The following is a 21,168-nucleotide window of genomic DNA, read 5'->3' on the forward strand; positions in this document are numbered from 1 at the left end:
GAGCCTGTCATGCCGGGCGAGGCGGCGAAGCTGCGGCGCCACTAGGGTCGCGCCGTGACCCTGGAACCGCTCCACCCCGCCGACCAGCACGACGTCATCCGCGTCGAGGGCGCGCGGGAGAACAACCTGCAGGGCATCGATCTGACCCTGCCGAAGCGGCGCCTGACCGTGTTCACGGGGGTGTCGGGTTCGGGCAAGAGCTCGCTCGTGTTCGGCACGATCGCCGCGGAGTCGCAGCGGATGATCAACGAGACCTACAGCGCGTTCGTCCAGGGCTTCATGCCCTCCCTCGACCGGCCCGACGTCGATCGGCTCGAGGGCCTCACGGCGGCGATCGTCGTGGGGCAGGAGCCGATGGTGGCGAACGCCCGATCGACGGTCGGCACCGTCACCGACGCGCACACGATGCTGCGCTCGCTCTACAGCCGCCTCAGCGAGCCCTACGTCGGCCCGCCGACGGCGTTCTCCTTCAACGTGCCCACCCGGCGGGCCAGCGGCGTCCGCACGACGGAGAAGGCCGACGGGCGCGTCGTGCGCGACGTCGTCCGCGATGTCGTCTACCTCGGTGGCATGTGCGCTCAGTGCGAGGGACGCGGTTCTGTCTCCGACCTCGACCTGTCGGTCATCCTCGACGAGAGCCGATCGCTCCAGGACGGCGCCATCCTGGTGCCGGGCTACACCGCCGACGGCTGGATGGTCGCCGCGTTCAAGGCCGTCGTGCCACCCGATGTGCCGGTGCGCGACCTCACGCCGAAGCAGCGCGACGACCTGCTCCACGCCGAACCGCGCAAGGTGAAGGTCGAGAACGTCAACGTGACCTTCGAGGGCCTGCTGCCCAAGATCCGCAAGTCGATGTTCAGCAAGGACCCCGACTCGCTCCAGCCGCACGTGCGCGCGTTCGTCGAGCGGGCCGCGACCTTCGGGGTCTGCCCCGAGTGCGGCGGCTCCCGCCTCAACGAGGCCGCTCGCACCGCCCGGGTGCACGGACGCACCCTGCCTGAGGTGTGCGCGATGCAGATCAGCGACGCCGCGCAGTGGATCCGGTCGCTGGACGACGCCAGCGTCGCGCCTCTGCGGACGGCTCTCGTCGAGCTGCTCGACGCCTTCGACGAGATCGGGCTGGGGTACCTCTCCCTCGACCGTCCCTCCGGCAGCCTCTCGGGCGGAGAGGCCCAGCGCACCCGGATGATCCGGCATCTCGGCTCGGCTCTCACCGACATCACCTACGTCTTCGACGAGCCGACCGTCGGCCTGCATCCCCACGACATCGACCGGATGAACCGCCTCCTGCTCCAGCTGCGCGACAAGGGCAACACGGTGCTGGTCGTCGAGCACAAGCCGGAGACCATCACCATCGCCGACCACGTCGTCGACCTCGGCCCGGGCGCGGGCAGCGGGGGAGGGGAGGTCTGCTTCGAGGGCACGGTCGAGGCGCTCCGCACCTCCGGCACGCTGACCGGGCGCCACCTCGCGCATCGCGTCGGTCTCAAGCAGCAGGTGCGCACGCCGTCCGGTCGGATCGAGGTTCGCGGTGCCGACCGGCACAACCTCCAGGACGTCGATGTCGACATCCCGCTCGGCGTCCTCTGTGTCGTCACCGGCGTCGCCGGCTCCGGAAAGAGCTCGCTCGTCCACGGCTCGGTGGTCGGCCGCGAGGACGTCGTGGTGGTCGATCAGTCGACCATCCGCGGATCCCGTCGCAGCAACCCGGCCACCTACACCGGCGTCCTGGAGCCGGTGCGCAAGGCGTTCGCGAAGGCCAACGGCGTCAAGCCGGCCCTCTTCAGCGCGAACTCCGAGGGGGCCTGCTCGACCTGCAACGGCAACGGGATGGTCTACACCGAGCTCAGCTTCATGGAGACCGTCGCGACGCTGTGCGAGGAGTGCCAGGGACGCCGCTTCCAGCCCGCCGTCCTCGAGCTGACGCTGGCGGGGCTCTCCATCGCCGACGTCTTCGACCTCACCGTTGCCGATGCCCTCCGGTTCTTCTCGGCCGCGGAGTCGAAGGTGCCGCAGGCGGCGGCGATCCTCCAGCGCCTCGACGCCGTCGGACTCGGGTACATCCGCCTGGGTCAGCCGCTGTCGTCGTTGTCGGGCGGCGAGCGGCAGCGCCTCAAGCTCGCGGTACGGATGGCCGAGCCAGGGGGAGTCGTGGTGCTCGACGAGCCCACCACCGGCCTGCACCTCGCCGACGTCGACCACCTGCTGGCGCTGCTCGACGACCTGGTCGATGGCGGGCGCTCGGTGATCGTCATCGAGCACCACCAGGCCGTCATGGCGCACGCCGATTGGATCATCGATCTCGGGCCGGGTGCCGGCCATGACGGCGGACGGATCGTCTTCGAGGGCACGCCGTCCGCTCTGGTGGCCGACGGGACGACGCTCACCGCCCGCCACCTGGCCGCCTACATCGGCCGGGACGACTGACAACGCGGCGCGGTGGGGTGGCGGGGGAGACTGGCTCCATGTCCGCGCCGCGCCTGGTCCTCGTCGAGGGTGCCAGCGACCGGATCGCGCTGACGACGCTGGCGCTGCGGCTGGGACGCGACCTCGATGCCGAGGGCGTCGACGTCGTCGAGATGGGTGGGGCGACCAACATCCGCCGGTATCTGCGCGAGGCCCTGGCGCGTCGTCCGGGACTCGGCGTCACCGGGCTCTACGACGTCGCCGAGGAACGTTATGTTAGGCGCGCTCTCACCGATGTCGGGCTCGGCCCCGTCACCGACAGGGGACGGGTGGAACAGCTCGGCTTCTTCGCGTGCGAGGCCGACCTGGAGGACGAGCTCATCCGTGCGGTGGGCGAGCGACGCATGCTCGAGGTCATTGACGACAACGGCGACCTCGCGTCGTTCCGCCGGTTGCAGCACCAGCCGGTGCAGCGCACCTGGAGCCAGCACCGCCAGCTGCACCTCTTCCTGAGCGCCCGATCGGGCAACAAAGCGCGCTATGCCGCGGCCCTGGTGCACGCGATGCCGTTGGACGCCGTCCCGCGGCCGCTGGCGGAGCTGATGACACGGATGTGACGCGGCGCCCGACCGGCATCGCCTACCGTCGTGCCCATGACGGCTGCGACGATCGCCCATCCGGGCGCTGGACGGCGCGCACGCCGACGAGCGCTCGCCGTCGTGATCGCACTCGTGATCGTGGTCAGCGGAGTGCTCCTCTACATCCGGGTCGGATGGTGGCGCATGGAGAACGCATGCCTGGCGGAGCCATCGGGGGCTGCGGTTCAGAGCTCCGTCAGCCTCGGCTGGTCCTGGCAGCCGTGGGGTTTCCAGTGCACGTTCGGCGACGGGACCTCCCGCACCTCGCTGATGTTCTGAGGGTCGAGCCCTAGGCTGATGCCGTGGTCTTCGTGATCCTCATGGTCGTGCTGGTCGTCATCGCGGCGATCGTCGTCGGCAACGCGCGCGCCCGCCGCAACCTCGAGGCCCTGCACCGCCCGCCGCAGGACGTGCGCCGAGCCGAGGACCACGAGGACCCGCCGTCCTCCAGCGGCTACCGGGGATCGACGGACTGAGCCGGGCCCGGCATCGGCCTGTGCGTCAGTCGAGGCCCCACAGATCGCGGAACTCCTCGGCGGTGAGGTCGTCGAGCTGCCGGCGGAGCTGATCGACGGCGAAGGCGGCTGCAGCCGCATCGGCGACCCGCATCCTGGCCACCAGGTCGCCGTCCTCGCGCCGGCGGACGACGACGTCGATGCCACGCGTCAGCTCCATCGCGCCGCCCGACATCGCGCACCACAGGTCGAGACCCGCATAGACCATCGTGCGCACCCGGCCACGCCGCCGCGGCTCGATTCCGGCCAGGTAGTACGCGCCCGCCGGCTCCGGCTCGGGCTCGTCGAGGTCGAGGAGATCGAGCAGGTCCATGCTGCGAGCCTAGGTCGGTGACAGGACAAAGCGGGCAAGCCGCGTGAGCCCTCGTGCGGACGCTCGTCCGTCATCATCGCCCACATCTCGAACTCGGCGTCGCCTCAAACGTCCCCACCGAACTTGCTAGACATCTTTCAGTGTTGACCGTAAGACGAAGCTTTCGCGCATTGGACCTAAACGTCGCGCCACGCCTCCCAAGTCCATTGGGGCTGTTCCAGACAGTTGAGTTGCTGCGACTCAGGATCCCGATTGGCGCACGTCGAATGAACGACTTCGGCCGTGAGCCATGCGGCAACGCCAACCGCGACGTCCGACCAGAACTCGTCCGAACTCAGTGCGCTTTGTTCGCCAGCGATCACCTGGAGGAACGACACAAGTGGAAGGACGATCGGCCCCCAACCACGGGTCAGGTTGAGCACGACATGCGACAAGGTGTGAAGAAGGTTCCTGAGGTACACAGCCCAAAGATGGAGTACCCAGCCCAACCGGGCGACCCCCAATGTACCGCCGATAAGCTACATTATGTCAATTCGCACGGATGGGTCCTCCCATCCACGTCACGCCGCTTCCGTCGGAGCCCGGGACGACGATCCGGGCGAGGGTGATGCGTCAATCGACGGTGATGGCGACACAGCATGACCATGTTGTCGAGGGACGTCGGGCCGCCGTCGGCCCAGTGGACGACGCGGTGGGCGGCGCCGGCGCCGCTGGCAGCGAGCTCGAGCAACTTCTCGGCGACCGCCGAGCGGAGGTCGGCGTCGTACGGAAGGCGAGCGACGGCCCGCCCGACCGCTGATGCTTGCGGCACGGAGAGTCGTCCGTCGGCCAGGCCGTCGCGCACCTGCGGGATCTCCCGCACTTCGCGGGCCGTGCGCACCCAGGAGGCTCCGGCGCCTCGGTGGCCGCCCAGGCGATCGGTCAGCAGCTCCTTGGTGCTCGCCCACCCCGAATCCGCGACCGCCCCGGTCGTCTCGACGCGATCGACAGCCGCCAGGAGAGCCGCGTCGAGGAGTCGCCGAGCTTCGGTCAACGCCTCGACCGCGGCTAAGGCCGCTCCGGGAGTCGCCTCCTCCCAGGGATGCCGAGCCCACTCCCCTGCGGTCTCCACCAACCGCGCACCGGAGGGTGCGGCGTCGATGGCTGCGGGGTGCGTCATGTCGCCATGATATCGAACTGGTGTTCGATGGGCTAGAGGTCGGCCCGGAATGGTGAGAAGGAGTGATGGCATCGTGTGAGACCTGATCGGGATCTCGGAGCGTCTTCTCGTCGTACGCATCCCCGATCGAGAGGAGCACCCGTGCGGCGCAGCCGAGCTGACGGCGACGAGGACTTCACGGTCTTCGCGACCCAGGCGTCCGACCGGCTCTATCGCAGCGCCTACCTGCTGACGACCTCGCATGCAGCCGCGGAGGACCTGCTCCAGACGACCCTCGTGAAGGCCTTCAGCGGTTGGCGACGCGTGCGCGCCACCGACGATCCGGTCGCCTACGCGCACCGGATCCTGCTCAACACCTTCCTGTCCGAGCGCCGGCTGCGCCGCAGCGGAGAGCTGGCTGTTGCCGACCTGCCGGAGATCGGCCCCGCGGACGCCGTGTCCGGCTCCGGTCTGTCCGAGGAGGTCGCCGAACGACTGGCACTGGCAGAAGCGCTGCGTCAGCTCTCGGCACTCGACCGTGCCGTCGTGGTCCTGCGCTTCTGGCACGACCACAGCGTGGCGGTGACCGCCGCCGAGCTCGACCTCACCGAGGCCGCCGTCAAGAACCGCACGTCCCGAGCGCTGAGTCGCTTGCGCGATCTGCTCGCGGACGACCACCCGATCCCGAGGAGCACCCGATGAACGACCACACCGATCACTCCGATCACTCCGACATCGCCGACCGGCTCGACCGCGCGGTCGCCGGCCTCCGGACGCCCGACGTCCTCCCCCAGGTTCTGGCGGTCGGTCGTCGTCGCCGCGCACAGCGGCGGGTCGTCCAGGGTGTCGGCGGCATCGCGGCCGCCTCGGTGCTGGCGATCTCCGCCCACGCGTTCGCCGATGGTCGCTCACCAGCCACGCCGTCGGTGGCCGCCGATCCTGCGGCCCCGACCGACGCATCGCGGTCGGCAGGACCCGCGGTCGGCGCGGCTTCGAGCACCGCCCCCGACCAGTGTCCGAGTGGCCCCGAGCGCGGGTGGTGGAGCGCGTCCCACCGCGAGGTCGCCGACCGGCTGGCAGCGCTCCTTCCGGACGGCGTGCGGCTCGGCACCGAGGAACGTCGCTCAGCCGGCGTGGCGGGGCTCTGGTCCGGCGACGTGCTGACGAACGGCACGACCGATGCCGACTTCCTCCAGATCGAGTTGCTCCCACCGCCGGGCACGCCCGCCCCGCTGCAGAGCCTCCAGGTCGTCCTCGACGACCTCGCCGACCCCGACGGCTGTCCTGCGGAGCCCAACGAACCCGCGCAGCGGATCGCACCGTGCGAGGCGTCGGCGGAACCCGCGTCCTGCGAGGAGATCCGGAGCGAGGACGGCGACCTCGTCGGCGTCGCCACCCGGAGCGTCCAAGGCACGGGCTCCGACCCGCGAGCGACGGTCGTCCGGGCGACCTTCGCCGTCCCGGGTGGCGGCTACGTGCAGTTGTACGTCTCGACCGGCACTCCGTCCGATCGCCCCGACACACCGGTGGATCCCGCGGACACCCCGGCGATCACGCCCGCCGACGCCGCCGCGATCGTGCGCGATCCGGTCTGGATCCGCTGAGACCACGCAGCGTCATCCGTCCGGCAGTTGAGTACGCGCACTCATGCGCGTGGGGGTGGCCGGAAGCGAGCCTGGAGTCACGAGGTCGCCGACCAGCGGCGGCCCCCACGAAAGGTGATCATCATGACCGCTCCGGCCCCCTCCAAGAACACCCCGGCCTTCGCCCTCCAGGCCGGCCTCTCCTTCGGCGTCTCCCTGCTCGGCCTGGTCTGGGCGATCTGCTACGTGCCGGTCGACCCGTGGATCCGCGCCTTCCTCGCGATGACCGGCCTGTTCCTGGTCTCCTCCTCCTTCACCCTCGCCAAGGTCATCCGCGACATGCAGGACGACAAGTACATCGCCTCGCGTCTCGACCAGGCCCGCGTCGACAAGCTGCTCACCGAGCACGACCTGCTCGCGAGCCCGACGGCCACCCGGGCCCTGTGATGAGGGAGTCCGGCTCGCGGGCGCTCGGCTTCGCCTGGGCGTCGTTCCTCGCGCTGCTCGCGGCTTCTCCCCTGTACTTCCACGCCCTTCACCTGGAACTGACGCACCAGCCCGGTCACGACGGCTCCTTCGACAGCCTCGGCGTCAGTCTCTTCGCCCTCGCGAGCCTGATCTGGCTCATCCCGTCGCTGGTGCTCGCCCTGCTCGTGGTCGGCACCGACGACCCCGGTGATGAGGCGCGGATGGCCTGGACGACGTCCGCGTTCTCCTTCGCCGTCGGCCTCGTCGGCCTCTACGCGGCGGTGAAGGGGATCCGGCCGGTGATCGGCACCTACTCCGAGCAGGCCCGCCTCGAACTCGTGGCCAGCACCGTGGTGGCCGGACTCCCCCTCATCGCTGGGCTGCTCTCGCGCCGAGGCACACGCCGCCCGCCGGCGAGCAGCATCCGCCCCAGCTCGTACCGGGAGCTCGCGCTACCCGCGGCACGCCTCCTCGGTCAGATGGTCCGATCGTTGCCGTGGATCGCGTGGACCGCGGTCGCGTGCCTGTTCATCGGCGCCTGCCTGTACGGCAAGGCCTACACCTGGGAGATCGCCGCCCGTCCGGGCGCCGACACCTCCTTCGACGGACTGAGCCTGCTGTACCTCTTCGTCCTCTCGCCCGTGTGGTTCCTACCGGCCGTCGCGGTGGCGGTGGGCGCCACCGTCGTCCGCGATGCCGACCGCCGCCGACGCCTGGAGCGCTTCTGCGCGCAATGGACGCTCGGGGTCGCCCTGCTCGGTACAGCGGTCATGGGGGTGCTCATGGCACCGAGGATCGGCACGTACAGCAGCGGTGCCCCCCTCGTGCTGCTGGCCGCAGTGGGCGTGTGTTGCGTCCCGAGGATCGTTGCGTCGGCGACCCGGTGGCGTCAGTCGGCCAGGCCCGACTCGATCGCGTAGCGCACCAACTGCGCCCGGTTGTGCATCTGCAGCTTCCGCAAGGTGTTCTGCACGTGGTTCTGCACCGTGCGGTGCGAGAGCACCAGGCGCTCCGCGATCTGCTTGTAGCCCAGGCCCTTCGCCACGAGCCGCAGGATCTCGGTCTCGCGCTGGGTCAGCCGCGGGCCGTCGTCGTCTTGGCGGCGGTACTCCCCCAGCACCAACCCGGCCAGACCGGGGGTGAAGACGCTGACGCCGTCCGCCGTCTGGCGGACGGCGTCGAGCAGTTCCTGGGACGACGCGGACTTCACCAGGTACCCGATGGCCCCGGCCTTGACGGCGTCGAGCACGTGCTGCTGCTCCCCCGAGGCCGAGAGGATCAGCACCCGTGTCTCGGGGCAGTGCTCCCCCACCGCCGCGGTCACCGCGACCCCGTCGACATCGGGCAGGTGCAGGTCGAGCAGCAGGACGTCGGGGCGCACCGCCCGCGCCCGGGCCACCGCCGAGGCGCCGTCGCCCGCCGTGGCCACGATCTCCAGGCCGGCGGCCTCCAGGTCGCGCGCCACCGCGTCGCGCCACATCGGGTGGTCGTCGACCACCATCACCCGCAGCGGTGCCGTCTCCTCGCCCATCACTCCCCCTCAGCCGTGGGTCGCGGGAGGGTGAACTCCCATTCGGTGCCGAAGGTGCCGGTGGTCAGCTCGGCGGTGCCGCCGGCGTCGGCGATGCGTCCGCGGATCGATCCGGTGACGCCGTGGTGTCCCGTCGCAGCAGCGACCTCGAGGCGTCCGTCGGGGATGCCGGGGCCGTCGTCGCGCACCGTGAGACGGTAGACGTCGTCCTCGGCCTCGAGCAGCAACCACGCACCGGTGCCCGGCGGACAGTGCTTGCCGATGTTGATCAGGGCCTCCCGCGTCGCGGCGAGCACCTCCTCGGCGAGCGGCGCCGGGGCTGGGCACTCGTGCGCCGGCGTCGCGACCTGGCAGCCGGGGCTCTGCGCGGCGAGCGCGCCGAGCGCGCTCACCAGGTCGACCGACCCGATGGATCCGGTCGAACCGACGGGTCCGATGCGGGCGGTGTCCTGGATGACCCGCCGCAAGGTCGCCTCCTGCTCGGCCGCCTCGCGCGCCAACGCGGCGAGCTCGGCGTCGTCCTGACGGTCTCGTGCGACGCGACCGGTCAGCGCGAGCACCTGCAGGACGCCGTCGTGGATCTCGCGGTAGACGCGGGTGCGTTCGGCGAATGCGGCACGCTCGCGCTGGGCCCGCAGCTCGGCGTCGGCGGTGCGCTCGACCAGCCGGGCGCCGTAGCCGACGATCGCCGCGGCGATGAGCAGCAGCATGAGCGTGCGCAGCACGCCCGCCGACGGTTCGTCGCGGGTCGCGAGATCGGCCGCCGAGACGATGAGGGCCGCGCCCACGGCGGGCAGCGCGCCGCGCGAGGCCGCGATCGTGAGCACCGGCACGCAGGCCCAGAACGAGACGAGGGTCGGTGCGTTGCGCTCCTGCATCACCTCGCTGTGGGTGAGGAGCGTGGCGAGCATCAGCCCGACGACGAGCCCGAGATCGACCACGTGCAGCGCCGCCCGGTGCCGCCACGGCGACTCGTAGGCCAGCGCGGCCAGACCCGTCCAGAGGACGACAACGGCCGTGCCGAGGGCCGCCAACCCGGGATGCGCGAAGTCGTGGCGCCGATCGAGGTTGAGGTAGACGACGTAGACGGCCAGCAGCGCCCGCAGCACCGCGAGGGCGCGGAAGAGCTCGGTCTGGATCGCCTCCGGGCGGGAGCCGGGATCCGGATCGGGCAGTGCCATGGCGCCATTGTGGACGCCGACGCCGACGAACGGGGACGCCGTACCGGGCGGGCTGGCCTCAGCCGATGGCGACGACCCCGGCCCCATCGGCCCAGGTCGCCCGCACGTGCCGCCCCTCCGCATCGGGCGCGAGGCGATCGAGGATGCGCGGCTCGCCCGCGGGGGCGCCGTCCACGACCTCCAGCCGCACCACCGGCTCGCGGGTCTGCACCAGCACGTCGCCGTCCCAGATCTCTTCGGCAGCCTGCTGCTGCTCGCCCGCGAGGAGCGCCGCGACGCAGGCCAGCGCGACCGGGTCGTCGTCCCCGCGGTGGATCCAGCGGGTGCCGAGCACGCTGTGCTCCATCGTGGCGAGCGGCTCGACGCCCTCGAGCGGCGCACCGCGGTAGGTCAGCACCACGTGGCGCACGTCGTCGTCCACCTGGAGCAGGAAGCCCTCGATGCCGACCTCCCCGGCCGGGTCGTCGAGGCGGTAGGCCGCGAGGATGTCGACCGGCGCGCCGAGCAGCGTGCTCAGCACCTCCGGCTTGGTCGGTCGGATCGTCGCCCGATGCAGGATCGCCATGGCCCCGATCGTGCCACCGGCGTGTCTAGGATCCCCCTCATGAGCCTGCGCGTCATCGCCACCATCCCGATCTCCGCCGACCGTGTCGAGGACGCCCGCGCCGCGTTGCGCACCCTCGTCGCGGCCACCCGCCAGGAGGAGGGCTGCCTGCAGTACGACCTCTTCGAATCCGGAGCTGCTGCCGGCGTCTTCGTGACGGTCGAGGAGTGGACCGACCAGGCCGCCCTCGACGCCCACATGAAGTCCCCGCACATCGGCGAGGCCTTCGCGGTGCTCGGCGGCGCCCTTGCGGGCGAGGTGGGCATCCACCCGCTCGTCGCGGTCGACTGAGCGGGGTCGCGACGTGATTCTCGGGCTCGACCACGTCCAGGTCGCCATCCCCTCCGGGGGCGAGGACGACGCGCGCGCCTTCTACGGCGGACTCCTCGCCATGACCGAGGTGCCCAAGCCGCCGGCGCTCGCCGTCCGCGGTGGCTGCTGGTTCACCTCGGGCAGCGCCGTCCTCCATCTCGGGGTCGAGGACCCGTTCGCGCCGGCCCGCAAGGCCCACCCCGCCTTCCTGGTCGCCGACCTCGACGGGCTGCGCGAGCGATTGGAGACGGATGGCCGCACCTGCGTGCCCTCCGACGGGGAGATCGAGGGCGTGCGGCGGTTCCACACGACCGACCCGTTCGGCAACCGCCTGGAGTTCCAGCAGGCCTGACACCCACCCCGGCATCGGTGGGCGCCGATGCGGTCGTAGGCTCGGTGGTGATCCGCACCACACCCGCGGATCACTCCACTCCGGCCGCACCACACCCGCGGCCCGCACAGAGAGCGGGTTCACCCATGACCCTCACCGCCCCCTCGAGCACGCCCGGAATCGCCGGCGCCGTCGACGTCTTCGACGCCGCGCCCCAGCACGAGCAGGTCGTCTTCGCCCAGGACCCGGAGTCCGGGCTGCGCGCCGTCATCGCGATCCACTCCACCGCCCTCGGTCCCGCCCTCGGCGGCACCCGGTTCTTCCCCTACGCCTCGACCGCCGACGCCGTCGCCGACGTCCTCGACCTCTCGCGCGGCATGACCTACAAGGCGGCCCTGGCCGGCCTCGACCTCGGCGGCGGCAAGGCCGTCATCGTCGGCGACCCCGCCGAGATGCGGGCGCGCGGCGGCCAGGAGGCACTGTTCCGTGCCTACGGGCGCTTCATCGCCTCGCTCGGCGGGCGCTACGTGACGGCGTGCGACGTGGGCACGTTCTCCGAGGACATGGACCTCGTGGCGCGCGAGTGCGCCCACGTCACCGGCCGCACCGTCGCCCACGGAGGCGCTGGCGACAGCTCCGTGCTCACCGCCTTCGGCGTGCACCGCGGCATGCGGGCCGCCGCCCGCTTCGCCTGGGGATCGCCCGACCTCGCCGGACGCCGTGTCGGCGTCTCCGGCGTCGGGAAGGTCGGCCGGCACCTGGTCGAGCTCCTGCTGAAGGACGGCGCCGACGTCGTCGTCACCGACGTGGCTGCCGCCGCGCTCGACCGCGTCCGCGACGAGCACCCCGAGGTCACCGTCGTGGGGTCGACCGAGGCCCTGCTCGCCTCCGCGCTCGACGTGTACGCCCCGTGCGCCCTCGGCCACGCGATCACGCCCGAAGTGGCCGCCACCCTCTCCGCGCGCATCGTGTGCGGTGCGGCCAACAACCAGCTCGCCGCCCCCGGCGTGGCCGAGACCCTGCTCGCGCGCGACGTCGTCTACGCGCCGGACTACTGCGTGAACGCCGGCGGGCTGATCCAGGTCGCCGACGAGCTCGATCCCTCCGGATTCCGCTTCGAGCGGGCCGAGCAGCGCGCCACCGGCATCGAGGCCACGACCTACGCCGTCCTGGAGGCTGCGGCCCAGGACGGCGTCTCCCCCGCGGTGGCCGCCGACCGGCTCGCCGAGCGCCGCATCCGCGAGGTCGGACGCCTGCGGGGTCTCTGGCTCGCCTGAGCCGCCCGGTGGTCGAGGTGCGACGAGGTGCGAGGAGCGCCAGCGAGGAGCCGCGAGACCCGGCGAGCCGGACGGCGTCCGGTACCGCTGGGCGTTCGGGTGCGGGGGTCTCGCGGCTCGCTCCGCTCGCACCTCGACCGCTCGTTCCGGCACGCCTCCCCTCACCCCAGCAGCCGCAGCACCTCCGGCCACGCCGCTGCGCCGAGTCGCTCGGGGGCGCCCGGGTCCCCGCCGACCGCGTACGGGCGGCGGGGATCGGGCGGGACCTCGCCGGGGAAGGTGACGGGATGACCGGCGGCAGGGTCGATCACGACGGTCGTCGCACGGCCGGCGGCCGCTCGGGCCTGCTCGATCGCGCGGGCCGAGGCGACGGCCGGCCACACCCGGTCGTCGCCGCCCGCCACGAGCAGCAGATCGCCGGCGTACCGCTCGATCGGGATCCGCGCCGCAGTCAGGAGCTCGGCCGGCGCCTGATCGAGGGAACGCCGATAGAGGTCGACGAACTGCGGTGGATCCGTGTCGGGCACCCAGCCCTCGGCGAGCGGCACGAACGGCAACGGGACGCCGTCCCAGGTCCACTTGCTGCGGGCGCGGGCGCCGTCGTCGCGATGGCCCTCCCACCCGACATGGGTCGGCGCGAGGGCGATCACCGCCGCCGGGCGCGGGTCGCGGCACGCGAGGCTGAGCGCGGCCTCGGCCCCGTAGGAGAGCCCCAGCACGACCAGGCGATCGCACTCGCGCTCGAGCAGGTCGAGGCACCCGGCGAAGGACTCCAGGGGCACCTCGCGCGGCACGGCCGGCCCGGCGCCGCCGAACCAGCGGAACGCCAGGGCGGTGGCACCGAGCGCGGCGAGGCGCTCGGCCCGCGCGAGATCGAGCCGGCCGCTGGAACCGCTGAGCACGAGGACGCCGGTGCCGGTGGCGGCGCCGGCACCCGGCCGCGCCCACCCGAGGTCGGACGCGGCCGGCGTGCCGATCACCACGGAACTCAGGGGGTGGTCGTCGCCGTCGTCACCGGGACGACGTCCGGCGCACCCATGCGCGCCGCGTCGGCGGTCTCGTCGTCGGGCATCTGCTGGCTCTGACGCTCCGCCTCGACCCGCTTCACGTAGTGGTCGATCTCCTTCTGGCGCTGGGCGTCGTCCCACCCGAGGGCCTCGGCGACGAGCTCCGCCACGTGGGGCGCGGCGGCGACGCCGCGGTCGAAGGTCTCGATGCTGATCCGGGTACGGCGGGTGAGGACGTCGTCCAGGTGCCGCGCGCCCTCATGGGTGACCGCGTAGCGGATCTCGGCCTTGAGGTAGTCCTCGGCACCCGGCAGCGGCTCCCCCAGGGCGGGCTCGGCCTCGATGAGTTCGAGGACCTCGGTGATCAGCGTGCCGTAGCGCTCGAGGAGGTGCTCGACCCGGCCGACGTGCAGGCCGGCGCGGGTGCCGACGGTGCGGCGCTGGTTCCACATCGCCTGGTAGCCATCGGCGCCGAGCAGCGGCACGTTCTCGGTGACGCACGGCTCGACGCGGCGTCCGAGCGTGCCCTCCAACCCGTGCACGGCCTCGTCGACGGCGTCCTTGGCCATGACGCGGTAGGTCGTGTACTTGCCGCCGGCGACGACGACCAGGCCCGGCACGGTGTGGGCGACGGCGTGCTCGCGCGAGAGCTTCGAGGTGGCCTCGCTCTCCCCGGCCAGCAGCGGTCGCAGGCCCGCGTAGACGCCCTCGACGTCGGCGTGGGTGAGGGGCTGCTCGAGGACGGCGTTGACGTGGTCGAGCAGGTAGTCGATGTCGGAGGCGCTGGCGGCCGGGTGGTCCTTCGAGAGCGACCAGTCGGTGTCGGTGGTGCCGATGATCCAGTGCCGCTTCCACGGGATGACGAAGAGCACCGACTTCTCGGTGCGCAGGATCAGGCCGGAGTCGCCGCGGATGCGGTCGCGCGGGACGACGAGGTGGATGCCCTTGCTGGCCCGCACCTTGAACTGGCCGCGCTCGTGCACCATCGACTGGGTCTCGTCGGTCCACACGCCCGTGGCGTTGATGACCTGCGCGGCGCGGATGGTGAAGGTACGGCCGGTCTCGAGGTCGACGACCTCGGCACCGACGACCCGCTCCCCCTCCTTGACCAGGCCGACGACGCGGGTGCGGGAGGCGACGTGCGCGCCGTAGGACGCCGCGGTGCGCGCCAGGAACATGGTGTGCCGGGCGTCGTCGACCTGGGCGTCGTAGTACTGGAGTGCGCCGACGAGGGCGTCCTTGCGCAGCGAGGGCATGATGCGTCGCGCGCCGCGACGGGTGAGGTGCTTGTGCAGCGGCATCGAGCCGCCGTAGCCGCTCGCCTTCGACAGGGCGTCGTACAGCGCGACGCCGGAGCCTGCGTAGAAGCGCTCCCAGGCGCGGTGCTGGAGCGGGTAGATGAACGGCACCGGCCGCACGAGGTGCGGGGCGAGGCGCTGCATCAGCAGGCCGCGCTCCTTGAGGGCCTCGGCGACGAGCCGGAAGTCGAGCATCTCGAGGTAGCGCAGGCCGCCGTGGACGAGCTTCGAGGAGCGGCTCGAGGTGCCCGAGGCGAAGTCGCGGGCCTCGACGAGGCCGACGGAGAGTCCGCGGGTGGCGGCGTCGAGCGCGGCACCGGTGCCGACCACCCCACCCCCCACCACGAGGATGTCGAGACGGTCCTGTTCGAGCCGCTCCAGGGCGCGGGCTCGGGTCTCGGGCGAGAGCGGGGCGGGGATCATCTGAGGGTTCTCCTCCGGTCGTGATCGGGTGGGATGGTCGGCGGGCGGTGCCGGTCGCCGTCGGGTGTCAGGCGACCGGTCGGGGTGGGATCAGTCGACGTCGACCCAGTCGAGGGTGCGCTGGACGGCCTTCTTCCACTGGGCGAAGCCCTTGGTGCGCTGCTCCTCGCTCCACTGCGGCTCCCAGCGCTTGGCCTCGTTCCAGTTCGAACGCAGCTCGTCGGTGTTCTTCCAGAATCCCACGGCGAGCCCAGCGGCGTAGGCCGCACCGAGGGCGGTCGTCTCGGCCACGACGGGACGGCTCACCGGGACGCCGAGCACGTCGGCCTGGATCTGCATGCACAGCTCGTTGGCCGTGACCCCGCCGTCGACCTTGAGCACCTCGAGGGTGACGCCGGAGTCCTGCGCCATCGCCTCGGCGACGTCGCGGCTCTGGTAGCAGATCGCCTCGAGCGTGGCGCGGGCGACGTGGGCGTTGGTGTTGAACCGCGAGAGCCCGACGATGGCGCCGCGCGCGTCGCTGCGCCAGTAGGGCGCGAAGAGCCCGGAGAAGGCCGGCACGAAGTAGACGCCGCCGTTGTCCTCGACCTGGCGGGCCAGCGACTCCGACTGCGAGGCGCCGGAGATGATGCCGAGCTGGTCGCGCAGCCACTGGACGGCCGAGCCGGTGACGGCGATCGACCCCTCGAGGGCGTAGACGCAGGGGGCATCGCCGAACTTGTACGCCGGCGTGGTGAGCAGGCCCGCCTGGGAGCGGACGATCTCGGTGCCGGTGTTGAGCAGCATGAAGTTGCCGGTGCCGTAGGTGTTCTTGGCCTCGCCCGGCTCGAAGCAGACCTGGCCGACGGTGGCGGCCTGCTGGTCGCCGAGGATGCCGGTGATCGGCACCTCTCCCCCGGCCGGGCCGTGGGCCCGCGTCGTGCCGTAGTGCTCGGAGGAGGACTTGATCTCGGGGAGCATGGAGCGCGGGATGCCGAAGAGCGCGAGCAGCTCGTCGTCCCACTGGAGGGTCTCGAGGTCCATGAGCATCGTGCGGCTGGCATTGGTCACGTCGGTGACGTGGACGCCGCCCTCGGTGCCGCCGGTGAGGTTCCAGGTGACCCAGGTGTCGGTGGTGCCGAAGAGGGCGTCGCCGCGCTCGGCGGCCGCGCGGACGCCGTCGACGTTCTCCAGGATCCACTGGATCTTGCCGCCGGCGAAGTAGGTGGCCGGCGGCAGGCCGGCGCGCTTGCGGATCAGGTCGCCGTGGCCGTCGCGCTCGAGCGCGGAGGCGATGCGGTCGGTGCGGGTGTCCTGCCACACGATCGCGTTGTAGTACGGACGGCCGGTGCGCCGGTCCCACACGACGGTGGTCTCGCGCTGGTTGGTGATGCCGATGGCGGCGAGGTCGGTGTGCTGGAGGTTCGCGCGGTTCAGCGTCGTCTGGATGACCGCCGAGGTGCGCTCCCAGATCTCGACGGGGTTGTGCTCGACCCAACCGGCGCGCGGCAGCACCTGCTCGTGCTCGAGCTGGTGCTTGGCGATCTCGTTGCCGCCGTGGTCGAAGATCATGAAGCGGGTGCTGGTGGTGCCCTGGTCGATGGCGCCGACGAAGTCAGCCATGGTCTCTCCTGTGGTCCGAAGGGGTCGTGGGGGTCGGGACGCCGGTCAGCGGCCGGCCGGGACGGGGTGGGCGGGGTCGGTCTGGACGCCCTTCTCGGCGACCGGAGCGGGCGCGTCGGCGTCGTCGTCATCGGGCAGGAAGCGCTCGATGAGCAGCACGAACAGCGCGCCGCCGATGAGGGCGCCGACGACCGGCGCGACGAGCGGCACCCAGAAGTAGAGGCTGCCGCTGCTGGCCGAGTGCCAGACGTCGTTGCCGTAGCCGGAGACGAAGGCGGCCAGACGCGGGCCGAGGTCGCGGGCGGGGTTGATGGCGTAGCCGGCGTTGGCGCCCCAGGCCATCCCGATGGCCACCACGACGATGCCGACGAACCACGGGGTGAGGTTGGCCAGCGGCGGGTTGTTGCGGGCGGTGGTGAGGGCGAAGACGAGGAACACCAGGATCGCCGTGCCGACGACCTGGTCGCCGAAGGCGGTGGTGACCGAGACCGGCGCACCCGTGGCGTCGACCCCGGGCGAGGTGAAGAAGATGCCCATGGACGCCTTGCCCAGCTCGGGGTCGAAGGCGCGGATGAAGTCGCCGTAGGTGAAGCGGACGACGAGGGCGCCGACGAAGGCGCCGAGCAGCTGGGCCAGCGCGTAGGGCCCGACCTTGCTCCAGGCGAAGCCGCGGAAGGTCGCCAACGCGATCGTCACGGCGGGGTTGAGGTGGGCGCCGGTGATGCGACCGGCGGTGTAGATGCCGAGCACCACGCCGAAGCCCCACGCCCAGCTGATGGAGTCGACGTCGCCGCGGCCGGCCGCGACGACGGAGGCGACCACGCCGCAGCCGAAGAGGATGAGGATGCAGGTGCCGGCGAACTCGGCGCAGAGCTCGCCCAGGAGCGGTGATCGTTTCACGGTGGTCGATGCGGTCATGGATTCCTCCCGAGATCCGCGCCGCACCCCGGTGTGCGGCGGCCGCTGCGACCGTAGGCAGCCGTGTGACGAGGGTCAACGACAGGTGTTCGACATTGTCGAATCCGCACCTAGGCTGGGGTCGTGCCCGGTCGCATCCAGTCCCTCGAACGCGGTGCGGCGCTGCTCAGCCTGCTCGGTGCCGCCGACGAGCTGAGCCTCGCCGAGCTCGCCGACTCCCTCGATCTGCCGCGCCCGACCGTGCACGGCCTGCTGGCGACCCTCGTGCACGTCGGCTTCGTGCACCAGGACGCCGCCACCCGCCGCTACTCGCTCGGCTCGGCCGTCACCACCCTGGGCGCCGCCGCCCTCGATCCCCACGATCTGCGCTCCCACGCCACGAGCTGGTGCGACTCGCTGGCCGCCCGCACCCGGGCGGAGGTGCTGGTCGGTATGTCCGACGGCGACGCCGTGGCCGTCGTCCACCACGTCTTCCGGCCCGACGGCAGTCCGCAGCGGCTGCGCGTCGGCGAACGGCTCCCGCTCCACGCCACGGGACTGGGCAAGGCGCTCCTGGCCGCCGTCCCGGGCGCCCACCGCGCCGGTCTGGGCTTGGACCGCTTCACCTCGCGCACGATCAGCTCGGCCACGGCCCTGGCGGCGGTGCTCGACGACGTGCGCCGCCGCGGGTGGGCCACCGGGGTCGGCGAGCACCGCGCCGAGGTCGGCGACGTCGCCGCGCCGATCCGCGGAGCCGGCGGGCTCGTGGTCGGGTCGGTGGCCTGCACCGGGCCGGTCGATCGGCTCTTCGCGGCCGACGGACGACCGCGGGTCGACGTGGCCGCCGCCGTCAGCGCCACCGCGCTGGCCATCGGGCGCGCCGTGGTGGCGCCCCGGTGAGCCGCCGTCCGGGTGCCCGCACCGTCGTCGCCGCCATCGACCAGGGCACCACCTCGACGCGCTGCCTGCTCTTCGACCACGACGGTCAGATGGTCTCGCTGACCCAGCGCGAACACCGCCAGCACTTCCCGCGGCCCGGTTGGGCCGAGCACGACCCGCTGGAGATCTGGCGCATCGTCCAACGGATCGTGCCGGCCGCCGTCCGCGACGCCGGTCTCGAGCCCGGCGACGTGGCCGCGATCGGGATCGCCAACCAGCGTGAGACCACGGTGGTCTGGGATCGCGCCACCGGCCGGCCGGTCGCGCCGGCCATCACCTGGCAGGACACCCGCACCGAGGACGCCGTCGCGCAGTTGGCCGCCGCCGGCCATGCCGAGGAGATCCGGCGGCGCACCGGACTGCCGCTGGCCAGCTACTTCGCCGGCCCGCGCCTGGCGTGGATCCTCGACCACACTCCGGGGCTGCGGGCACGCGCCCGGGCGGGCGAGGTGCTCGCCGGCACGATGGAGACCTGGCTGATCTGGAACCTCACCGGCGGCCCGGACGGCGGCCGCCATCTCACCGACGTCACCAACGCCAGCCGCACCATGCTGATGGATCTGCGCACCCACGCCTGGGACCCTGCGATGCTGCGCCTCCTCGACGTCCCCGAGGAGATGCTGCCGCGGATCGTCGCGAACACCGGGCCGTTCGGCACGTGCGCCGAGGTGCTGCCGGGCGTCACCGTCGCCGGCGCGATCGGCGATCAGCAGGCGGCGCTCGTGGGGCAGACCTGCTTCGCCCCGGGCGAGGTGAAGTGCACCTACGGGACCGGCGCGTTCCTGCTGGCCACCACGGGCGAGCGGGTGGTGGAGTCGAGCCACGGCCTCATCCCGACGGTCGGCTACCACCTGGCCGGTCAGTCGGCGGTCTACGCCCTGGAGGGCTCGATCGCCGTCACCGGCTCCCTGGTGCAGTGGCTGCGCGACGGCCTCGGGATGATCCCCACCGCCCCGCAGATCGAGACCCTCGCGCGCACCGTGGAGGACAACGGCGGCTGCTACATCGTGCCGGCGTTCTCCGGTCTCTACGCCCCGCACTGGCGCACCGACGCCCGCGGGGTGATCGTCGGCCTCACCTCCTACGTCGGCCGCGGCCACCTGGCCCGCGCCGTCCTGGAGGCCACCGCCTGGCAGACCCGCGACGTCGTCGAGGCGATGGTCGCCGACTCCGGGATCGCGCTCACCGGGCTCAAGGTCGACGGCGGCATGACCGCCAACCACCTGCTCATGCAGTTCGTCGCCGATGTGCTCGACGTGCCCGTCGAACGCCCCCTGGTCTCCGAGACGGTCTCGCTGGGCGCCGCCTACGTGGCCGGCCTCGCCGTCGGCTACTGGGCCGACCTGGAGGGGCTGCGTCGCAACTGGCACCGCGCGGCGCGATGGGAGCCGACGATGCCGGCGGAACGCCGTGCCCGGGAAGCCGAGCATTGGGCGGACGCCGTCCAGCGGGCGCTGGGCTGGGACACGCGCTGATCCTCGATCGTGGCCGCGAAAGGAAACCGAAAGGATCGCTCAACACCGGCCTCCTAACGTCCGGGCCATGAACTCCACCAGCACCCCGACCCGTCGCCTCCGCACGCTGCTGCCCGGCCTCGCCCTCCTCTCCACGGTCGCGTTCGTCGCTGGCACCGGCGGCGCCGTCGCCGGCTCCCTCATCACCGGCAAGGACGTCAAGGACGGCTCCCTGACCGGCAAGGACATCAAGGACTCCTCCCTCGCCGCCGCCGACCTCTCCGCGGGCGCCAAGAGCTCCCTCGCCGGTCCCGCCGGCCCTGCGGGACCCGCGGGCGCGACCGGGCCCGCGGGTCCCGCGGGACCGGCCGGCGCGCAGGGTCCCGCAGGTGCGGTGGGCGCGACCGGTCCTGCCGGACCATCCGGGATCTCCAACTACCAGGTGCTGAGCCAGCAGGTCGCTCTGGCGGCCAACGCCTCAGGCGCCCAGCTGACCCTGACCTGCCCTGCGGGTACGAAGGTGCTCGGAGGAGCCGTCTACTGGGGCACCGGCAACGAGGCCGTCCAGTTCACGATCGACTCCAACGGCACCTTCGTCCGCGGATACGCACCCGGCAACCACGCCGCGGACATCATGATCGGACGCGCGGTCTGCGCCACCGTCACGAGCTGAAGTCGACCTCGGCGGCCGTGAGCACGCCCGCACGGCGGCCGGGCGCACGCTGGCCGGCCCAGTACAGGTTGGTGTGGGCGACGACCTCCGCCGGTGCGGGAGCGCCGTACTCGGAGAGGTCCTCGGTGGTGTGCGCATCGGAGACCAGGACGGCGTCGTAGCCGCGCGCGAGTGCACCGTGCAGGGTCGAGCGGATGCAGAAGTCGGTCTGAGCGCCGGCGACGATCAACGAGCCGACGCCGAGCACCGAGAGCACGGCGGCGAGATCGGTGTCCTCGAAGGAGTCGCCGTAGCGCTTGTGCACCAGCGGTTCGGACTCCAGACGCCGGAGCTCGGGCACGTACTCCCACCCGTCGCTGCCGTAGGGCAGCCCCCCGGGATCGGAGTGCTGCACCCACACGACCGGCGTGCCGGCCGCGCGGGCCCGCTCGACGAGGTCGGCGATGCGGGCGATCACGGCCGGGCTGTCGACCGAGCTCGCCATGACGTCGCGCTGGACGTCGACGACGAGGAGGGCGGTGGCGGTGCGGTCGTCGAAGAGGCTCATGGGTCCACGGTAGGACGAACCGCCGACAGTC

General features: G+C 72.2%; 23 protein-coding genes. 14 read left to right on the top strand and 9 right to left on the bottom strand.

What is annotated here, in order from left to right:
• Window positions 1-54: 54 nt before the first annotated feature.
• From ABD671_RS18165 to ABD671_RS18180, 4 genes are read left to right on the top strand one after another with little or no spacing between them, the layout of a single operon-like run.
• Window positions 55-2,427: an ATP-binding cassette domain-containing protein gene (locus tag ABD671_RS18165; protein ID WP_344734857.1), complete on the top strand. Its 2,373-nt coding sequence runs from the start codon at window positions 55-57 to the stop codon at window positions 2,425-2,427.
• Between the two features lie 38 nt (window positions 2,428-2,465).
• Entirely contained in the window at window positions 2,466-3,023 is a 558-nt protein-coding gene (locus ABD671_RS18170; protein WP_344734858.1) for a TOPRIM nucleotidyl transferase/hydrolase domain-containing protein, read from the top strand.
• A gap of 36 nt (window positions 3,024-3,059) precedes the next feature.
• Window positions 3,060-3,323 carry a hypothetical protein gene (locus ABD671_RS18175; protein WP_344734859.1) on the top strand — a complete coding sequence of 88 codons (264 nt, stop codon included), beginning with the start codon at window positions 3,060-3,062 and terminating at the stop codon, window positions 3,321-3,323.
• A gap of 23 nt (window positions 3,324-3,346) precedes the next feature.
• A complete protein-coding gene (locus ABD671_RS18180; protein WP_344734860.1) occupies window positions 3,347-3,520 on the top strand; it encodes a hypothetical protein in 174 nt (57 codons plus the stop codon).
• 25 nt (window positions 3,521-3,545) lie between these two features.
• On the opposite strand, the gene ABD671_RS18185 is transcribed toward ABD671_RS18180, so the two are convergent.
• Window positions 3,546-3,872 (bottom strand): hypothetical protein, encoded by a 327-nt coding sequence (locus ABD671_RS18185; protein ID WP_344734861.1) that lies wholly within the window; start codon window positions 3,870-3,872, stop codon window positions 3,546-3,548.
• A 1,300-nt stretch (window positions 3,873-5,172) separates the two neighbouring features.
• Between ABD671_RS18185 and ABD671_RS18190 the strand changes: the two genes are divergently transcribed.
• The 4 genes from ABD671_RS18190 to ABD671_RS18205 all read left to right on the top strand — a co-directional run bounded on the left by ABD671_RS18190 (window position 5,173) and on the right by ABD671_RS18205 (window position 7,981).
• Window positions 5,173-5,712: a SigE family RNA polymerase sigma factor gene (locus ABD671_RS18190; protein ID WP_344734862.1), complete on the top strand. Its 540-nt coding sequence runs from the start codon at window positions 5,173-5,175 to the stop codon at window positions 5,710-5,712.
• Window positions 5,709-6,614 (top strand): hypothetical protein, encoded by a 906-nt coding sequence (locus ABD671_RS18195; RefSeq protein ID WP_344734863.1) that lies wholly within the window; start codon window positions 5,709-5,711, stop codon window positions 6,612-6,614. Before ABD671_RS18190 ends, ABD671_RS18195 begins: the two co-directional genes overlap by 4 nt.
• A 123-nt stretch (window positions 6,615-6,737) precedes the next feature.
• A complete protein-coding gene (locus ABD671_RS18200; protein WP_344734864.1) occupies window positions 6,738-7,040 on the top strand; it encodes a YiaA/YiaB family inner membrane protein in 303 nt (100 codons plus the stop codon).
• On the top strand, window positions 7,040-7,981 hold the full coding sequence (locus ABD671_RS18205; RefSeq protein ID WP_344734865.1) for a hypothetical protein: 942 nt from the start codon (window positions 7,040-7,042) through the stop codon (window positions 7,979-7,981). The genes ABD671_RS18200 and ABD671_RS18205 overlap by 1 nt, the downstream gene beginning before the upstream one ends.
• Here ABD671_RS18205 and ABD671_RS18210 read toward each other — a convergent pair.
• From ABD671_RS18210 to ABD671_RS18220, 3 genes are read right to left on the bottom strand one after another with little or no spacing between them, the layout of a single operon-like run.
• Window positions 7,951-8,592 (bottom strand): response regulator, encoded by a 642-nt coding sequence (locus tag ABD671_RS18210; protein ID WP_344734866.1) that lies wholly within the window; start codon window positions 8,590-8,592, stop codon window positions 7,951-7,953. The two genes, ABD671_RS18205 and ABD671_RS18210, sit on opposite strands and share 31 nt — an antisense overlap.
• Window positions 8,592-9,773, bottom strand: coding sequence for a MacS family sensor histidine kinase (macS, locus tag ABD671_RS18215; RefSeq protein WP_344734867.1), 1,182 nt, complete (start codon window positions 9,771-9,773; stop codon window positions 8,592-8,594). Before macS ends, ABD671_RS18210 begins: the two co-directional genes overlap by 1 nt.
• 58 nt (window positions 9,774-9,831) lie before the next feature.
• A complete protein-coding gene (locus ABD671_RS18220) occupies window positions 9,832-10,338 on the bottom strand; it encodes a maltokinase N-terminal cap-like domain-containing protein (RefSeq protein WP_344734869.1) in 507 nt (168 codons plus the stop codon).
• Between the two features lie 39 nt (window positions 10,339-10,377).
• Here ABD671_RS18220 and ABD671_RS18225 point away from each other — a divergent pair, with 39 nt between their 5' ends.
• The 3 genes from ABD671_RS18225 (at window position 10,378) to ABD671_RS18235 (ending at window position 12,297) form a co-directional block, all read left to right on the top strand.
• Complete coding sequence (locus tag ABD671_RS18225; RefSeq protein WP_344734870.1) at window positions 10,378-10,668, top strand: putative quinol monooxygenase; 291 nt, start codon at window positions 10,378-10,380, stop codon at window positions 10,666-10,668.
• A gap of 13 nt (window positions 10,669-10,681) precedes the next feature.
• Window positions 10,682-11,041: a VOC family protein gene (locus tag ABD671_RS18230; RefSeq protein WP_344734871.1), complete on the top strand. Its 360-nt coding sequence runs from the start codon at window positions 10,682-10,684 to the stop codon at window positions 11,039-11,041.
• Between the two features lie 125 nt (window positions 11,042-11,166).
• Window positions 11,167-12,297, top strand: coding sequence for a Glu/Leu/Phe/Val dehydrogenase dimerization domain-containing protein (locus tag ABD671_RS18235; protein WP_344734872.1), 1,131 nt, complete (start codon window positions 11,167-11,169; stop codon window positions 12,295-12,297).
• 161 nt (window positions 12,298-12,458) lie between these two features.
• Here ABD671_RS18235 and ABD671_RS18240 read toward each other — a convergent pair whose 3' ends face one another.
• From ABD671_RS18240 to ABD671_RS18255, 4 genes are all read right to left on the bottom strand, one after another.
• A complete protein-coding gene (locus tag ABD671_RS18240) occupies window positions 12,459-13,277 on the bottom strand; it encodes an acyl-CoA thioester hydrolase/BAAT C-terminal domain-containing protein (protein WP_344734874.1) in 819 nt (272 codons plus the stop codon).
• A gap of 8 nt (window positions 13,278-13,285) precedes the next feature.
• A complete protein-coding gene (locus ABD671_RS18245; RefSeq protein ID WP_344734875.1) occupies window positions 13,286-15,025 on the bottom strand; it encodes a glycerol-3-phosphate dehydrogenase/oxidase in 1,740 nt (579 codons plus the stop codon).
• A gap of 90 nt (window positions 15,026-15,115) precedes the next feature.
• Complete coding sequence (gene glpK / locus ABD671_RS18250) at window positions 15,116-16,627, bottom strand: glycerol kinase GlpK (protein ID WP_344734876.1); 1,512 nt, start codon at window positions 16,625-16,627, stop codon at window positions 15,116-15,118.
• A gap of 45 nt (window positions 16,628-16,672) precedes the next feature.
• Window positions 16,673-17,545 (bottom strand): MIP/aquaporin family protein, encoded by an 873-nt coding sequence (locus ABD671_RS18255; protein WP_344734877.1) that lies wholly within the window; start codon window positions 17,543-17,545, stop codon window positions 16,673-16,675.
• Between the two features lie 123 nt (window positions 17,546-17,668).
• Between ABD671_RS18255 and ABD671_RS18260 the strand changes: the two genes are divergently transcribed.
• The 3 genes from ABD671_RS18260 (at window position 17,669) to ABD671_RS18270 (ending at window position 20,590) form a co-directional block, all read left to right on the top strand.
• Complete coding sequence (locus tag ABD671_RS18260; RefSeq protein ID WP_344734878.1) at window positions 17,669-18,424, top strand: IclR family transcriptional regulator; 756 nt, start codon at window positions 17,669-17,671, stop codon at window positions 18,422-18,424.
• Window positions 18,421-19,938, top strand: a complete 1,518-nt coding sequence (gene glpK, locus ABD671_RS18265) for a glycerol kinase GlpK (RefSeq protein ID WP_344734879.1) — start codon at window positions 18,421-18,423, stop codon at window positions 19,936-19,938. Before ABD671_RS18260 ends, glpK (ABD671_RS18265) begins: the two co-directional genes overlap by 4 nt.
• 67 nt (window positions 19,939-20,005) lie before the next feature.
• Entirely contained in the window at window positions 20,006-20,590 is a 585-nt protein-coding gene (locus ABD671_RS18270; protein ID WP_344734880.1) for a hypothetical protein, read from the top strand.
• On the opposite strand, the gene ABD671_RS18275 is transcribed toward ABD671_RS18270, so the two are convergent.
• Window positions 20,580-21,137: a cysteine hydrolase family protein gene (locus ABD671_RS18275; protein WP_344734881.1), complete on the bottom strand. Its 558-nt coding sequence runs from the start codon at window positions 21,135-21,137 to the stop codon at window positions 20,580-20,582. The genes ABD671_RS18270 and ABD671_RS18275 overlap by 11 nt on opposite strands.
• Between the last annotated feature and the right edge of the window lie 31 nt (window positions 21,138-21,168).

Origin of the sequence: Nocardioides fonticola, assembly GCF_039536805.1 — a bacterium.
In the GTDB taxonomy this organism is placed as follows: domain Bacteria; phylum Actinomycetota; class Actinomycetes; order Propionibacteriales; family Nocardioidaceae; genus Nocardioides; species Nocardioides fonticola.

What these genes read in the sequence shown, in the direction of transcription:
- ABD671_RS18170 (WP_344734858.1), top strand. Translation starts at nt 2,466, where the DNA reads ATGTCCGCGCCGCGCCTGGTCCTCGTCGAGGGTGCCAGCGACCGGATC.
- ABD671_RS18175 (WP_344734859.1), top strand. Translation starts at nt 3,060, where the DNA reads ATGACGGCTGCGACGATCGCCCATCCGGGCGCTGGACGGCGCGCACGC.
- ABD671_RS18185 (WP_344734861.1), bottom strand. Translation starts at nt 3,872, where the DNA reads ATGGACCTGCTCGATCTCCTCGACCTCGACGAGCCCGAGCCGGAGCCG.
- ABD671_RS18195 (WP_344734863.1), top strand. Translation starts at nt 5,709, where the DNA reads ATGAACGACCACACCGATCACTCCGATCACTCCGACATCGCCGACCGG.
- ABD671_RS18200 (WP_344734864.1), top strand. Translation starts at nt 6,738, where the DNA reads ATGACCGCTCCGGCCCCCTCCAAGAACACCCCGGCCTTCGCCCTCCAG.
- ABD671_RS18205 (WP_344734865.1), top strand. Translation starts at nt 7,040, where the DNA reads ATGAGGGAGTCCGGCTCGCGGGCGCTCGGCTTCGCCTGGGCGTCGTTC.
- ABD671_RS18210 (WP_344734866.1), bottom strand. Translation starts at nt 8,592, where the DNA reads ATGGGCGAGGAGACGGCACCGCTGCGGGTGATGGTGGTCGACGACCAC.
- macS (WP_344734867.1), bottom strand. Translation starts at nt 9,773, where the DNA reads ATGGCACTGCCCGATCCGGATCCCGGCTCCCGCCCGGAGGCGATCCAG.
- ABD671_RS18220 (WP_344734869.1), bottom strand. Translation starts at nt 10,338, where the DNA reads ATGGCGATCCTGCATCGGGCGACGATCCGACCGACCAAGCCGGAGGTG.
- ABD671_RS18225 (WP_344734870.1), top strand. Translation starts at nt 10,378, where the DNA reads ATGAGCCTGCGCGTCATCGCCACCATCCCGATCTCCGCCGACCGTGTC.
- ABD671_RS18235 (WP_344734872.1), top strand. Translation starts at nt 11,167, where the DNA reads ATGACCCTCACCGCCCCCTCGAGCACGCCCGGAATCGCCGGCGCCGTC.
- ABD671_RS18245 (WP_344734875.1), bottom strand. Translation starts at nt 15,025, where the DNA reads ATGATCCCCGCCCCGCTCTCGCCCGAGACCCGAGCCCGCGCCCTGGAG.
- glpK (WP_344734876.1), bottom strand. Translation starts at nt 16,627, where the DNA reads ATGGCTGACTTCGTCGGCGCCATCGACCAGGGCACCACCAGCACCCGC.
- ABD671_RS18255 (WP_344734877.1), bottom strand. Translation starts at nt 17,545, where the DNA reads ATGACCGCATCGACCACCGTGAAACGATCACCGCTCCTGGGCGAGCTC.
- ABD671_RS18270 (WP_344734880.1), top strand. Translation starts at nt 20,006, where the DNA reads ATGAACTCCACCAGCACCCCGACCCGTCGCCTCCGCACGCTGCTGCCC.
- ABD671_RS18275 (WP_344734881.1), bottom strand. Translation starts at nt 21,137, where the DNA reads ATGAGCCTCTTCGACGACCGCACCGCCACCGCCCTCCTCGTCGTCGAC.